Below are 13,963 nucleotides of genomic sequence, written 5' to 3'. Positions count from 1 at the left end.
CCACACTTTTGTGAATTCTATGCCACTTGTGGTTACACAAACAACCCAACTAGCAAATTAACATCGCCTACGGCCGCAGGGTCACTCTTGCAGAGCGGCCTGTTCGAAACCGGCCTTATCAAAATACTGCTCTGAATTTAATAACCACACGAGGCACAAGTGACGCGAATTAAAGAATACAGTATAAACATCCTCTGTGAATTGTGTGCTTTATGTGGTTAAAACAAACAGGCAACCCGATCAATCCTGCCCGCGAAGCGGATGATGCCCGAGCAACGCTCGGATCCAGAGAGCGCCAGCGAACGATGTTTAAACCCAACTAGTAAATTAACATCGCGACTGTGTCACTGTATCACCTGCTCCGGCAATACCGAGGAGCTTTAGCGACGACACCTGACGAAACATCTCAGCAAAGCTGAGGCAGGCTGATCCGGCCATCCGATATCGCTAGCAAGCACGCTCCTACAAACAATAAAAAGGACGCAAACCCAATACCCCCTCCGCGATTCAGGCCCCTCCGCTCCCCCGTCCAATTAAATAGCACCAAAAAGGGCGCCCCTAACAGAGCGCCCTTTTCAGGTTTGGATCTCACATACAAAAGGCAGGTCCTGCTTGTCTAAACGCACATACCGAACTCAGGCCCCGCCTCAAAAAATTCTATCAATCGAGAGAGGCTGAAACTTGCCGCCGACGTTTACGGAATCCCCACAAGGCCACGCCTGCTCCCAACAGTCCTACAAAAACCGTTCCCGGCTCCGGCACCGCCGAGACGGTAATGGCCTCCAAGTAAAACTCCCCCTCCTCGAATTCGACGGTAAACAGCTCATTGGCAGCCAAGTCCCACCCGAGGCTCGTCGAGCCCGCTCTACTCAAATTGCTGTCTCCAAACAAACCGCTGTCATCATCGCTAGAGAGCGTCACTTCATCCGCGGTACCAAAACTTTTGAAATCGATCCACTCGATCGTCACTGGAGAATTAAAGCTGAACTTGATCGTATCGCCCGATTCATCGAAGGCGTAAGGAGATCCATCTCCTAAGCCCTGACTTCCAAAGTTAATTTTGTTCTCAGCTAACACAGTCAGGCCAGTCAGGCTCTCTCCTGGAAACAACTCGAAAAACACCGAGCCCGAGCCAGCGTTATCCAGACCACTATCATCCTCCCAATCTGAGACTACACCCCCAGTCGAAGTGAATACTCCAAGCTGCGGATCGCTGGCAGAACTAGTGAAATCAAAGGTGAATTCCTGTGCCTCAGAAATCGCTGCGGAGATTAACAGCAAGGGCACGCCAAAAGAGAGGAGCTTGGGCAGGGGTAAGGGTAACATGTCTTAAAACTACGTAGTTATAGTAGGTAGTTTCAACACTTTTCTGGGATATTTCATTCACCCCCACAAAACCCTACGGATCCCAAAAAGGAAATGCTAACAATACCCACAAAAAGCCCTGATTAGTGCCAGGTAGGAGCAACCTTGGTCGCGATCCCAAAGCTCTGCAATGGAAGAGAGAACCACATAACGCACAGAAGAAACAGAACTCTTGATAATAGACTCACATCCCTTGTGATTTTTGTGCCTCTTGAGGTTTAAAACAAAACACAACCCGATCAATCCTGCCCGCGAAGCGGATATTGCCCGAGCAACGCTCGGATCCAGAGAGCGCTAGCGAACGATGTTTAAAAAACGCACAACCCGATCACTTTGTGATACTTGTGCTTTATGTGGTTAAAACCCAACACAACCCGATCAGCCTCCTCTATCTCTCCGCAAAGACTAGGGAGTGAACTTCTTATAATCCAAATCCGGTATCGTTTTGAAATGCTTAGCGTTCGATGAAACCAAGGTAAGGTTGTTCTCCACTGCAGTGGAAGCGATCAAAGCGTCCCCCGCTCTCACTGCATGGGAAAGCGAAAACTGTTCGACATAGACGGACGCCCGGTGACCGATGTTTTCAGTGAGCGGCAAAGTCACGAAGCCCAAGTCCGCCAGGAACGACTTGGTCAGTTTCAATTGATTCCGGTTCTGAGCGCACTGCATGAGCTCCATGTAGGTCTGGATTGAGAGAAAACGCTCGTTGCTCTTAGTACGATCCACCAAGCGGGCAGCTTTCGCATTCCCCCGCTGAATCCAGATGAAAATATCGGTATCAAAAAGCATGCGGCTCAGTATCGATCACCTCGCAGGCAATCCATCAGCTCATCCACAGACTCCTCTTCCTTCGCAGATGCGAAAAAAGCGTGCTCGCTAACTTTCGCTTGAACTGTGTCTACCGCCTCAACCGGATAAATCCTCCCCTTTTCCTTTCCTCGATAAGAAATTGAGACCGTTTCGTTTCGCTCCAGGGCCTTGAGAACATCCTTAGTCTTGTAGCGCAGATCCAGAATCGAAGCCTTCATAATGACTAGATTGAAGTAGACACTTTGGAGAGTCAATTTCAATGGATAAAGCTCCCACCTTGCGAGTCCGAAACAGGTAGGAGCGACCTAGGTCGCGATCCCAATGCCCTGCAGTGAAAGAACTAACCACATAACGCACAGAAGTCACAGAAAACAGACTCACATCTCTTGTAATTTTTGTGCCTCATGTGGTTAAAACCCAACACAACCAGATCAATCCTGCCCGCGAAGCGGATATTGCCCGAGCAACGCTCGGATCCAGAGAGCGCTAGCGAACGATGTTTAAACCCAAACCAGATCGATTAACATCGCTCCTGCGTCGCTGGATCGCCTACGGCGGCAGGATCTCAGCAAAGCTGAGGCAGGTTGATCCGACCATCCAAATCGCGAGCAAGCTCGCTCCTACCTGAAACAACAAGCCGCTTTATAGAGCGGCAGATACAACCTGATTCTTAGTGGCCATAAAAACACACAACCCGATCACTTTGTGATACTTGTGCCTCCTGTGGTTAAACACCCCCACATCCAGATCATAAAATATTCGCGTCCATCTGCGGCCATTAGCGGTAAAAAAATCACTCCACGTGAAACTCAAAGACCACCCTGGTCTGGCTCGCGATAGCATCATCGCTGACCGCCACCACTGACAGACGATGCTCGCCCTTGGACAACTCCTCTTTTTCGAAGCTCCAGAGCCCGCCGACCGGGCAACGCCCCACGAATCGGCCATCGATGGCGAAAGTGAAATAGGCCACCTCACCCGCATCCACCCACGGAGCAAGCCGCACGTGCTCTTTCGAGGCCAACTCCGCCTCAAAACCTTCCTGTAGCCGCAGATCCAGTTTATTCGCATAAGGCTGACAAAGCGGATCCCCCACCAGCAGGAGATTGTAAGGACTGGCCACGGATCTATAATAGGCCTCGCCCAGGCTCAGCCCACTTGCGTAGTTCACAAACAAATACGGAGTGGGAAACTTGAACTGCAAGGCATAGGGTTCACTCACCGCACCTGAGGCAGCCGCAGCTCCGCTACGGATAAACTCACTTATCACCGTTTGAGAATTCCCAGCCGAGAAACGGGCTCCAAAGCTAGTCAGGTTATCGAAAAAGGCTCCCCGCAAAAGCTCCCCTTGCCAGCTCTCCAGATCGAGTTGAGCGCTGCCCGACATCACCCCCGCAATCGCTTCTTCGCCTGAGGGCAAACTCCCCTTCTCGGCAATCGCGTTCAGTCCCATCCCGCGAAGTCGCTCCGCCGCTTCCTCAAATCCCCAGCTTCTCGTCTTGGTACGCACATCTCCATTATCCATGAAATAGAAGACTCCTTCCGGCTGACTATAATCCGCTCTGACCGAACGGCTCAGCGACTCAAGAACCTCTTCAACAGAATTACCTTTTTCCTCATCCACCACTCCGAGCATGGCGGAGATCAGGTAACGCGGACCGGCTTGCCCCGCCAATCGTCCACCGCCCTGCCCCCAAGCATAGGCTGCCCGAAAATGAAAGGGCTCCCGAAAGTCCGAGCCACCCGATGCATCCAAGGCCACTCGCCCAGCTTCATCCTTAGTCCGCCGCATCTCGCCGCCAAAGTACAGGTTGCTATTCGGCGACAAAAAGAGCTGCTTCTCGTCGTCAAGAAACTGATACAGGTAGGTCATGCCCGTGAGCGACCCTTCGTTGTTCGCCACCCAAGTATGCTCGGTCGCCTTGCTGTCAAAGCTCACCCGAGTCGGGAAGCCCACCGAGTAGACCAAGTAGTCAATCTGCCCCGCGATTCCCCGCTCCGCTAGAGCAGTGAAAACCGGCTGCAGAATCCTCTCTTTCAATTCAGCGATCGAGACCACATCGCCCAGCGGAACAGATTCCAAGTGAACCACGTTGCTCTCAGGAATGCCCCTTAACTCCGCGTAATGCTCCGCCACCCGAATCGAGCTCGCATCGTCCCTATTGACAATTAGAGCAACCCCTTCCGGCCCTCCTCCCGCCAGCACGCGAAAGCCAGCGGAGCCCAGGAAGCACACTAGGAAAAGTAAACGGATACGGGCTAAAACAAACACGCCCTCATTCCAGCCAAGCCCGAACAGGAAACAAGCCCCAATGCCAGGTAGGAGCGACCTTGGTCGCGATCAACATCCTGCACTGGAGAAATTAACCACAAGAGGCACAGAATACACAAGGTTAAGAATACAGAATAAACACACTTTGTGAATTGTGTGCTTTATGTGGTTCTACAAACACACAACCCGATCAAAAAAACCATTCGCGTCCATCTGCGGCCATTAGCGGTTAAAAACAAAGCTCAACCCGATCACTCTGTGAATCTTGTGCCTTATGTGGTTAAAACCCAACGCAAGCCGATCATCACGTTCCCCATATCCACATCCCCCTCGGTTTAAATCTCTCTGTCCGATCAAACTCCATATCAACCCCCTCAATCAAACCACAGCTTCTTTGAGGATTGAAAAATGCAAGGAATTAAATCAATTTGTAAGGATGATAGCCACAGTGACCTCCAAAGGACAAATCACCTTACCTTCTGAGATCAGAAAGGCACTCAATGTGAAAAGCGGCGACCAGCTAGATTTCTACCTGGGGAAAGACGGCGAGCTGAGAGCGAGACGAGTCGACAGCAGCTTGAATTCACTGGTTGGCATCCTTCCCAAACCGAGCAAACGACTCAGCCTCGAACAGATGGATCAAGTGATTCAAAACCGAAAGGTCTAAGCGAGGTCATGGTCGGGATAGATACCAACGTCTTGGTTCGTTTCGTAACTCAGGACGACGAGACACAGTTCCTTAAAGTCTCCCAATTCCTGAATCAGAACTGCACCGAAGAGTCACCCGGCTGGATCTCTTCGATTGTGCTATGCGAACTCGTTTGGGTACTGTCTAGCGGGTATGGCTACAAAAGAAGCCAGATCGGGAAGCTTTTAAACCAACTACTGGTCGTAACCTCTCTTCGCTTCGAGAACCGTACGTGCGTAAGAACGGCAGTCGAAGATTTCGTTGAGGGAAACGCGGACTTTTCCGACTACCTCATCGCTGCGAGCAACCAGAAACACGGCTGTTCGACCACGGTCACCCTAGATAAAAAGGCAGGTAAGCACCCAGGCTTTCATTTGCTCTAGCCGAAGGCATACTTCCCTCCTGCACTGGAGAAATTAACCACACAACGCACACAAGACACATAAAACAGAACTCACCCTCTTGTGGTAAGAAACGAAACACAATCAGGTCATAAAAAAATTCACGTCCATTAGTGGCCATTAGCGGTTAAAAGCAAAACACAACCCGATCAATTCTGCCCGCGAAGCGGATCATGCCCGAGCAACGCTCGGATCCAGGGAGTGCTAGCGACCGATGTTCATTGCCACACAACCCGATCATCCAAACTTATTAGAGTTCATTGGCGTCCTTGTTTCTTCGTTTCACTCCTCTTGTAACCTATGTGCCTCTTGTGGTTAAAAACCAAACCAGTAAATTCAACATCGCGACTGCGTCGCTGGATTGCCTACGGAGGCATGATCTCAGCGAAGCTGAGGCAGGTTCGAACTCCTGCAATGAAAGAGAGAACCACACAACGCACATAAACCACATAAACCCAAATCCACCCTCTTGTGATTTTTGTGCCTTATGTGGTTAAAAAAACCACAACCCTACCATCAAAATCCATCCGCGTACATCCGTATCAATCCGTGGTTAAAATCCACACCTCTGGCCTCCAGCGGACACAAAAAAGCCGCTCCCTTATTACGAGGAAGCGGCGGAAGTTGTCTAGCTGCTTGGTTTGAAGCTTAGGCGGCAGCCTTTATCGCAGAGCGACGGCGGCGAGCGACCATGAAGGCGAAGAAGCCGGCTATCCCCGAGAAGAGAACCGTCGATACTTCAGGAACGGCCGAAATCACACCAGTGATAAAAACATAATCCATTGATACCGAACCTTCAGTCGCAACGGTGTCGAAAGAGATCGTTCCATCGGTTGCTGGCCCGGAAGAGAGCGAAGGGGCACCGTAGTACGTGTCACCCGCGAAGAGCACTGTGTCTCCACTGTCGTAACCGAAGCTGGTAGTGACACCAGTGATAATCGGATTCGTGCCTGTGTTAGAAATGGCGTACTGAAAGCCAGTGATGGTTGCAGCGTAACCGTCGACCACATCAAAGTCAAAAGAGAAGACTGCGGGATCGTAGAGGTCGAAGTCATCGGAGATCGTCCCTCCAGAAACAGTGCCCCCCTCAAACGCACTCACGCTATCGAAAACATTTGGTGGAGCGATGAGTGTTGGCTCAGCGGTGCTGAAGTCGAAATAGATGGTGAACGACGACCCATCTTGAGCGAAGAGGCCCGTGGCGGCTCCAGCGAAAACGGCGAGCGCGGCTAGTTTTTTCAAGAGTTTCATGGTGATGCGGAAGTTGGCGAGTTGTTTGGAAGTCTGCTTACCCGAGGAGGGAGCATAGCTCATACCATCGTAGGTATTCGGATAATTGTGCTAAGTATTGACCGCAAAAGGCCCCGGCGCCAAGCGAGATGTGTAGGTACTAGCGAAAATGGTGCGCAATTTTACGGTCTAGCGGGCCTTCCCCAGCCTCCACCACAAGCTTTCCCTAATCCCGAGCTAGGGTTTGGGGAAAAGTCCCCAAAATCCACCTGCTCAAAAACGGGCAAACCCTTACAATTTCAGCTTCAGGACCCAATTTCGGTTCTCCTGATACCAGTCCACCAGCGTTTTCAGCCCTTTTTCGAAGCCAATTTCCGGTTTCCAGGCCAAAAGTTTTCCCGCTTTTTCGATATTCGCCCAAGTATGCAGCATGTCCGACTTGTTGAAGGGCTTGTGCTCGATGACCGCCTTTTTGCCCAGAAGCCCTTCAAACACCTCGATCATGCGGTTAATGGAGATCGGATTGTTCCCGCCCCCGAGATTGATTATCTCATAGCCAAGCGGCTTCAGTGCCGCTATCGTCCCCCTCGCGATATCGTCCACATGAGTAAAGTCGCGCGACTGGGTTCCATCACCGAATAAGGTGATAGGCGTGCCCTCGTCGATCCAGCGCAAGAAGCGCAGCGGACTCATGTCCGGTCGACAAGCCGGTCCATAAACCGTGAAATAGCGCAAAATGGATACATCAAAATCGTAAAGGTAGTGGTAAGTGTAGGCCATCACCTCCGCTGCCTTCTTGGAAGCCGCATAAGGCGAGATCGGTTCATTCACCGGCAGCGTCTCCACAAAAGGCATCTGCTGCCCCGCGTAGAGGGAAGAAGTCGAAGCCAGCACCAGCTTCTTGATTCCCTTGCGCCGCATGCACTCCAGCAAGTTGAGGGTGCCTTCCGCATTGGACCCCAGATAGACGTGCGGATTCTCCATGCTATAACGCACCCCAGCCCGAGCCGCTAGGTTGATCACCGCATCGAACTTATGGTTATCGAACAAGTAGTTCAGCAGCCCCATATTTTCGATATCCGCCTTCACGAATTCGAAACCTGGATACTTGGCCAAGTCAGCCAGTCGCCACTCCTTCATGCGCACGTCATAGTAGTCGTTGATCACATCCATGCCGACCACCTCGGCCCCCTGCTCCAAAAGCAATGAGCAAGTCCTCCAACCCACGAATCCTGCACACCCTGTAACCAGCACCTTCATTGTCGCCACAAAAAGGGGTCAAACATCAAACTGCAACCTCGAAAGGGCTTTCCAGTACCCGCAACGAACGCAACGCTTGGAGTAAGCCGACACGTTCGAGCTCAGCGCCCTAGGGCTGCCCATTTCCAGACGTTTGCTCAACCACGCATTCGTGACACTCGTCCTCGCCTTCATAGCCTTGGCGATGGAGAGCTTCCAGTCCGCGGATTTCAGGGCAACCTTCGCCGAAGCCTCGGTCTCTCCGAGAGCCTCCAGGCATTTTTCAAGAGCAAGGGCCCAGTGGCTTTCGTTCAGGTCAGCGAGAGCCTCACCCTCCAGGCGAAGCGTATCCTTTTTCGCAAGAAACTCAGCAGCGTAGGCATGCTTGAACGACGCCCGCCCTATGCACCAACCACGGCACATCCGCTTTTCCAGCTTTTCGATTTCGTCCGGATCCTCCGAAACCAGCATCTGCAAAGACGTAGCGTAGCGCCTCCAGCTCGACGAGCTGTCGGAGAGCGTCTCGCGATAGTCCAGCCAGCTCACATCCAAGACGCTCGGCCGGGTCTTGACCTTAGGCAACCAATACAGGCTACTCCAGCGATAGGACCCAGCTTGGGCAGCAGGAACCAGCCGCGCCCGCACCGGATTCAAATGGATGTAGTCCACCAGATCGCACAAGTGCTCGCCCGGCTCAACCAGCAAGGACTTGAATCGCCCCTGGAACAAGTGGCCCTTCTCCTTGCGGAAGCGGTTGTATCGTGCCGCGTAGGTGCTCTGCAGCCAACGCATCCCCTCCGAGAGATTGCCCCGAGGAGTGGCGAGGCACAAATGGAAATGGTTGCTCATGATGCAGTACGCCAACACTCGCCATCCAGACCGTTCAGCCGCCTCCAAAAGGCAGGTCTCGAAGGCGCCTTTCGCCCCGTCGTCCTCGAAGACGTAGGAACGATAGTTTCCCCGGTTTATAACGTGGAATATACCTTCGTTCGTCTCGATCCGCTTAGGTCGTGGCATATCTGAAGATACAAAGCGCACAACGCATGCAAGTCAACTTGCGCTTTGACGTTTGACCCCTTCCGCGGTTCAGCAGAAAGGAATCGACAATAACGTCCTGTCCAACATCTTGGACAACATGAACGCGATAACATACTCTCACGCCAGAGAAAACCTAGCGAAAACCATAGCTGAGGTTTGCAGAAACCACGATCCCGTGATCATCACGAAAAAAGGCACCGACGCTGTCGTTATGATGTCACTGGAAGACTTTGAATCAATGCAGGAGACCACTTACTTGCTTCGAAGCCCCAAGAACGCAAAGCGACTCATCGAGTCCATTGAGCAGTTGAACGCAGGAAACGGGACAGAGCGGGAACTAGCCGAATGAAGAAAGTGTTCTCAGACCGTGCGTGGGAGGACTACCTCTACTGGTTGAAAACAGACAAGCGGATGCTGAAGAAGATCAACGAACTCGTAAAGGATATCGATAGAAATCAGTACGAAGGTATCGGAAAGCCAGAACCATTGAAACACACCCTATCGGGATTCTGGTCACGAAGGATAAACGAGGAGCATCGATTGGTCTATCGTATTGAAGACGACGAGATCCAGATCGCGCAAATAAGGCATCACTACTAGGCCGAACAAGAAGTCGGTCGACACAAGTCAGGTAAGCGATCCGTTATTCCATGTCACCCAAGACACTTCCAACCCCAACTCGACGTGGAGTCTCTAACCCGACCCTCGCTTATCAACTCTGCGTCAACTGACACTATCACCCCTTTCCAAAAGGATGACAAAGCTCGATTGCGGCCATACCTAACACCTTGACGTTTGACCCCTTCGGCTGTCCCCTGACCCCTTCGGCTGTCCCGCGCCGTCCCCTTAGGCTGACCCCCACTAAAGTCTAAAATCTCTAAGCTAACTAATATCTTTCCACCTTAAACGTGCGATCCGAGGCATGCCTTCGAGCATCCAACCCAATTTCATTTTGTGCATCAACTCCGAACTGACGACACTGAAAGCAATAGCCAGAGGAGTAGCAACTAGCGGGAACACGAAACCGATAAACCAATGTAAGCCGCTGATGTCCATTTGCATCAATCCCAGTCGCAATAAGCCCAAGAAAAACCAGTGCAATAAATATACACTTAACGTCAGCTTGCCAAGCATGGAGAAGACACGCACAAATGCAGACTGTTCGAATCTAACGAACAGTATAATACTAGTGAAAATCATCAACAAAGGGGATAATATAACACGACCAACGTCTCCATAATACTGCAGTGAACCGCCAGCCAAGAATCCTACGACAGCCAAAACCACAAGAAACGAACCCGATTTTGGCACGGAACGGAACAAATTTAGTAAGTGTTCGCGAAAGACAATTCCAATTAGAAACCAAAAGAAACTCCGCAATGTATCCTCAGGATGCAAAGCACCTCCTCTTCCAGTTGCCAAACCTCCCCACAACTCTCCGATCCAAGAGGAATACCAAGAAAGCACTAAAGTTGCAATTAAGACAAACGGAATCGCGGGCTTAAATCGAAAGACAAACCTAACGAGTAAGAACCCGAATAAATAATATAAAGACAACGCCATGAAATACCAATAAAACCCAGGAATAAAAAGCCAATCGGCTATATCGTAAAAACTAAAGGAACTAACACCTAGAATAAATACATCCTTCGCATACACTACAAACGTCCACAACAGATAAGTAGTGTAGAGCGATAGTGAAACTCTCAATGGTCGACAACCAGACATTCCGAAAGAGCGACTTGCCAAAATTCCCGAAACCAAAAAGAATGCTGGCATTCTAAAAGGGAAAAGAAACAAACTAATGTCTAACCATACAGTATCTCCAAAGCTATACCTTTCTTCATACCAACCAGAGACATGAAGAATCACTACCAAAACGATTGACCAGCCTTTTAGAGCGTCGATCCAGAGGTACCTCTGCTTGATCATAAATTAATCAAATTCCGAGTTTGCGTTTTTTCGGCCTCTACTTGAACAGCTGGCGCAGATAGTTCGCGTAGCTCGTCTTGCCCAGGAACGCGATGCGCTCCTCCAGAGCCTCGCGAGTCAGCCAGCCCTTCTCGTAGCCGATCCCCTCCAGACAGGCCATCTTGAGGCCTTGACGCTCCTCGAGGACCTGCACGAACTGTCCGGCCTCCATCAGGTTCTTGTGGGTACCGGTATCAAGCCAGGCGGTTCCTCGCCCCAAAAGCTCCACGTTCAAGTCGCCGATTTCCAGGTAGGCCTGGTTCAGGTCGGTGATCTCGAGCTCCCCGCGGGGGGAAGGCTTTATCTTCTTGGCGAACTCCACAACCCGCTCGTCGTAGAAGTAGAGCCCGGGAACCGCGTAGTTGGATTTTGGATTCTCGGGCTTCTCCTCGATCGAGACGACTTTGCCGTCCGGGTCGAACTCGACCACGCCGTAGGCTTTCGGGTCGGCCACGTTGTAGCCGAAAATGGTAGATCCCTCCGACCGCTGGTCCGCGGCCTTGAGGGTGCGCACGAGATCGTGGCCGTAGAAGAGGTTGTCTCCAAGGACAAGGGCCGCCGGAGCGCCGTCGAGGAATTCCTCGCCGATTAGGAATGCCTGGGCCAGACCGTCCGGGCTAGGCTGGACCTCGTAGCTGAAACTCACCCCAAAGGCGGAGCCGTCGCCGAGCAGGCGCTCGAAAAGCGGCGTGTCCTGTGGGGTGGAAATGATGAGGATCTCGCGGATCCCGGCCAGCATCAGCAGCGAGATCGGATAGTAGATCATCGGCTTGTCGTAGATCGGCATCAGCTGCTTGGATACCGCGATCGTGCAAGGATAGAGTCTGGTTCCGGATCCGCCCGCAAGGACGATCCCTTTTCTTGGCTTTGCGCTCATAAGCTAGGGTTTTGGAGAATTGGGTCCGGCTAGGCCTGGCCGAGGCGCTCGCGGGCGTACTTCTTCTCGGCGATGTCCTTGCACCAGTCCTGGTTGTCCAGGTACCACTGCACGGTCTTGCGGATGCCGCTGTCGAAGGTCTCGGCAGGCACCCAGCCGCACTCCTTCTCGCTGCGTTCGCAGTTGATGGCGTAGCGGCGGTCGTGGCCGGGACGGTCCTTCACGTAGGTGATCAGGTCCTCGTACTTGGCGATGCCCGCCTTTTGGGCGGACTCGTTGGCCGAAACGGGAGCCAGCTCGTCGAGCAAGGAGCAGATGCGCTTCACGATCTGGATGTTCTCCATCTCGCTGCGGCCGCCGATGCAGTAGGTCTCGCCGAGAGCCCCCTTTTCGAGAGCGGCGAGAATGCCGGTGCAGTGGTCCTCCACGAAGAGCCAGTCGCGGATCTGCTTGCCGTCGCCATAGATGGGAAGGGGCTTGGCCTCCAAAGCGTTCAAGGTGACGAGCGGGATCAGCTTCTCCGGGAACTGGAACGGGCCGTAGTTGTTGGAGCAGTTGGTGGTGACCACCGGCATGCCGTAGGTATGGAAGTAGGCGCGCACCAGGAAGTCGCTGGACGCCTTGGACGCCGAGTAAGGGCTGTTCGGGGCATAAGGCGTGGTCTCGCAGAAGGCGGGGTCGTTGGGACCGAGAGTGCCGAACACCTCGTCGGTAGAGACGTGGAGGAAGCGGAAGCCTGACTTGGCTTCGCCTTCAAGGCCGGACCAGAAGTGGCGGGCCGCCTCCAGCATGCGAAGCGTGCCGGTAACGTTGGTTTCCACGAAAGGTTCAGGAGTGTCGATGGAGCGGTCCACGTGGCTTTCCGCCGCGAAGTGGACGATCGAGCCAACCGAATACTCCTCCAGCAGGGAGGATATCTTGGCCTGGTCCAGAATGCTGGTCTCGGAAAAGACGTACTCCGGAGAGTCTGCCAGGTCGCTCAGGTTGGCGGGATTGCCGGCGTAGGTGAGCGAGTCGACATTGACGATCCGGTCGTAGCCGGACGCCTTGAGCAGGGCCGCGCCGTCCCGAAGCAGCACGCGCACGAAATTTGAACCAATGAAGCCGCAGCCTCCTGTTACAAGTATAGATTTCATAGGGAAATGCTCCGTTTAGGCCTTCTTCCAGTTCTTGAGCGACCACTCCAAGGCTTCCTCCACAGGGCGCATGACCACTCCCGCGGCCTTGAGCTTGGAATCGTCGAGTATGCAGTTCGAACGCGGCGTCTTGGCGGCCTTGGACATGAAGTCGTCCTCCGATTCGAAGAACTTGAACTCCTTGCCGTTCACGCCGGAACTCTTGATCAGGTCGACCACCTGCGAAGTGGTTACCGCTCCGGGGTTGGTCACGTTATAGATGCCCTTGGGCACGTCCTGCTCGTAGCACGCGAAACAGGCGGTCACGAAATCCTCCAGCTGGCTGAGCGAGTTGGTGGCCTGAAGCAGGCAGGCGTAGCTCTGCATCTTGGTAAGGTAGTTGCGGGGATTGTCGATCTCGTTGAACGGGATGCGCAGGCGCCAGACGTAGCCCTCGGGAGAAGACTCATGTTCCCAAGCCGGCCATTCCCCTTCCCCGCGGTCGGTTTCACGGTAGCCGAGCACCTCTTCGCCCAAGGCCTTGGTGCCGCTGTAGAAGGAGCAGGGAGGCTTGCGGAAGGAGAAGTTGGGAGCGTCGTCCTCGCGCCAGCCTCCGCCGCCGGGACGCTCGCCGCCGAAGATGCAGCCGCTGGAGACGTGGCCCCAGCCAATGGAAAGGTCGCCGCAGACTTCGCGTATCAAGCCTGGCAATACGGCGTTGCCGTCAAGGCAATTGCCCTTGTCCAGCTCGCAGGCGTCCACGTTGGGCTTGCCGGTGTAGCCCGCGCAGTTGACCAGGAACTTCGCCCCGGTCGCCTTGAGGGCGTCCGCGAATTCGGCTTTGGAGCCATTTGCGATATCACGCCCGCTCAGGGAAGTGAAATCGACGCCTTTGGTTTCGAGCAATTGCCGAAACGCGGTTCCGACGTAGCCAGTAGATCCTACGAGTGCTATCAT

General features: G+C 53.0%; 16 protein-coding genes. 5 read left to right on the top strand and 11 right to left on the bottom strand.

The genetic code is table 11. The annotated features are described in order from the left end of the window. Nucleotides 1-660: 660 nt before the first annotated feature. The 3 genes from H5P27_RS00075 to H5P27_RS00065 all read right to left on the bottom strand — a co-directional run bounded on the left by H5P27_RS00075 (nt 661) and on the right by H5P27_RS00065 (nt 2,435). On the bottom strand, nt 661-1,326 hold the full coding sequence (locus tag H5P27_RS00075; protein ID WP_185658343.1) for a PEP-CTERM sorting domain-containing protein: 666 nt from the start codon (nt 1,324-1,326) through the stop codon (nt 661-663). Between the two features lie 444 nt (nt 1,327-1,770). Then, the gene (locus H5P27_RS00070) at nt 1,771-2,154 is read right to left on the bottom strand and encodes a type II toxin-antitoxin system VapC family toxin (protein ID WP_185658342.1); all 384 of its coding nucleotides are present in this window, start codon (nt 2,152-2,154) and stop codon (nt 1,771-1,773) included. A gap of 5 nt (nt 2,155-2,159) precedes the next feature. Then, nucleotides 2,160-2,435, bottom strand: a complete 276-nt coding sequence (locus tag H5P27_RS00065) for a hypothetical protein (RefSeq protein ID WP_221774549.1) — start codon at nt 2,433-2,435, stop codon at nt 2,160-2,162. 236 nt (nt 2,436-2,671) lie between these two features. Between H5P27_RS00065 and H5P27_RS19885 the strand changes: the two genes are divergently transcribed. Beyond that, nucleotides 2,672-2,803 carry a hypothetical protein gene (locus tag H5P27_RS19885; RefSeq protein ID WP_281384105.1) on the top strand — a complete coding sequence of 44 codons (132 nt, stop codon included), beginning with the start codon at nt 2,672-2,674 and terminating at the stop codon, nt 2,801-2,803. A gap of 165 nt (nt 2,804-2,968) precedes the next feature. Here the strand turns inward: H5P27_RS19885 and H5P27_RS00060 are convergent, their stop codons facing one another. Continuing rightward, on the bottom strand, nt 2,969-4,411 hold the full coding sequence (locus tag H5P27_RS00060; protein ID WP_185658341.1) for a hypothetical protein: 1,443 nt from the start codon (nt 4,409-4,411) through the stop codon (nt 2,969-2,971). Between the two features lie 472 nt (nt 4,412-4,883). Between H5P27_RS00060 and H5P27_RS00055 the strand changes: the two genes are divergently transcribed. Next, the gene (locus H5P27_RS00055) at nt 4,884-5,114 is read left to right on the top strand and encodes an AbrB/MazE/SpoVT family DNA-binding domain-containing protein (RefSeq protein ID WP_185658340.1); all 231 of its coding nucleotides are present in this window, start codon (nt 4,884-4,886) and stop codon (nt 5,112-5,114) included. An 8-nt stretch (nt 5,115-5,122) separates the two neighbouring features. After that, nucleotides 5,123-5,518, top strand: coding sequence for a type II toxin-antitoxin system VapC family toxin (locus H5P27_RS00050; protein ID WP_185658339.1), 396 nt, complete (start codon nt 5,123-5,125; stop codon nt 5,516-5,518). Between the two features lie 666 nt (nt 5,519-6,184). Here H5P27_RS00050 and H5P27_RS00045 read toward each other — a convergent pair. The 3 genes from H5P27_RS00045 to H5P27_RS00035 form a co-directional block, all read right to left on the bottom strand. Beyond that, the gene (locus H5P27_RS00045) at nt 6,185-6,850 is read right to left on the bottom strand and encodes a hypothetical protein (protein ID WP_185658338.1); all 666 of its coding nucleotides are present in this window, start codon (nt 6,848-6,850) and stop codon (nt 6,185-6,187) included. A gap of 207 nt (nt 6,851-7,057) precedes the next feature. Then, nucleotides 7,058-8,026: an NAD-dependent epimerase/dehydratase family protein gene (locus H5P27_RS00040; RefSeq protein ID WP_185658695.1), complete on the bottom strand. Its 969-nt coding sequence runs from the start codon at nt 8,024-8,026 to the stop codon at nt 7,058-7,060. A gap of 18 nt (nt 8,027-8,044) precedes the next feature. Further along, nucleotides 8,045-9,022 carry a transposase gene (locus tag H5P27_RS00035; RefSeq protein WP_185658337.1) on the bottom strand — a complete coding sequence of 326 codons (978 nt, stop codon included), beginning with the start codon at nt 9,020-9,022 and terminating at the stop codon, nt 8,045-8,047. A 118-nt stretch (nt 9,023-9,140) separates the two neighbouring features. Here H5P27_RS00035 and H5P27_RS00030 point away from each other — a divergent pair, with 118 nt between their 5' ends. Next, nucleotides 9,141-9,392, top strand: coding sequence for a type II toxin-antitoxin system Phd/YefM family antitoxin (locus H5P27_RS00030; RefSeq protein WP_185658336.1), 252 nt, complete (start codon nt 9,141-9,143; stop codon nt 9,390-9,392). Beyond that, nucleotides 9,389-9,643, top strand: coding sequence for a Txe/YoeB family addiction module toxin (locus H5P27_RS00025; protein WP_185658335.1), 255 nt, complete (start codon nt 9,389-9,391; stop codon nt 9,641-9,643). Before H5P27_RS00030 ends, H5P27_RS00025 begins: the two co-directional genes overlap by 4 nt. A 282-nt stretch (nt 9,644-9,925) precedes the next feature. Here the strand turns inward: H5P27_RS00025 and H5P27_RS00020 are convergent, their stop codons facing one another. From H5P27_RS00020 to H5P27_RS00005, 4 genes are all read right to left on the bottom strand, one after another. After that, on the bottom strand, nt 9,926-10,975 hold the full coding sequence (locus tag H5P27_RS00020; RefSeq protein ID WP_185658334.1) for an acyltransferase family protein: 1,050 nt from the start codon (nt 10,973-10,975) through the stop codon (nt 9,926-9,928). A gap of 37 nt (nt 10,976-11,012) precedes the next feature. Further along, complete coding sequence (gene rfbA, locus H5P27_RS00015) at nt 11,013-11,891, bottom strand: glucose-1-phosphate thymidylyltransferase RfbA (RefSeq protein ID WP_185658333.1); 879 nt, start codon at nt 11,889-11,891, stop codon at nt 11,013-11,015. A 29-nt stretch (nt 11,892-11,920) separates the two neighbouring features. Then, nucleotides 11,921-13,027, bottom strand: coding sequence for a dTDP-glucose 4,6-dehydratase (gene rfbB, locus H5P27_RS00010; RefSeq protein WP_185658332.1), 1,107 nt, complete (start codon nt 13,025-13,027; stop codon nt 11,921-11,923). Nucleotides 13,028-13,042: 15 nt separating this feature from the next. Continuing rightward, nucleotides 13,043-13,963: sugar nucleotide-binding protein (locus H5P27_RS00005; protein ID WP_185658331.1), on the bottom strand; the 921-nt coding region annotated here is incomplete at its 5' end.

Origin of the sequence: Pelagicoccus albus (genome assembly GCF_014230145.1) — a bacterium.
In the GTDB taxonomy this organism is placed as follows: Bacteria; Verrucomicrobiota; Verrucomicrobiia; order Opitutales; family Opitutaceae; genus Pelagicoccus; species Pelagicoccus albus.
Note: the sequence above shows the minus strand (reverse complement) of the source record. Positions and strands in the feature narration are given on the sequence as shown.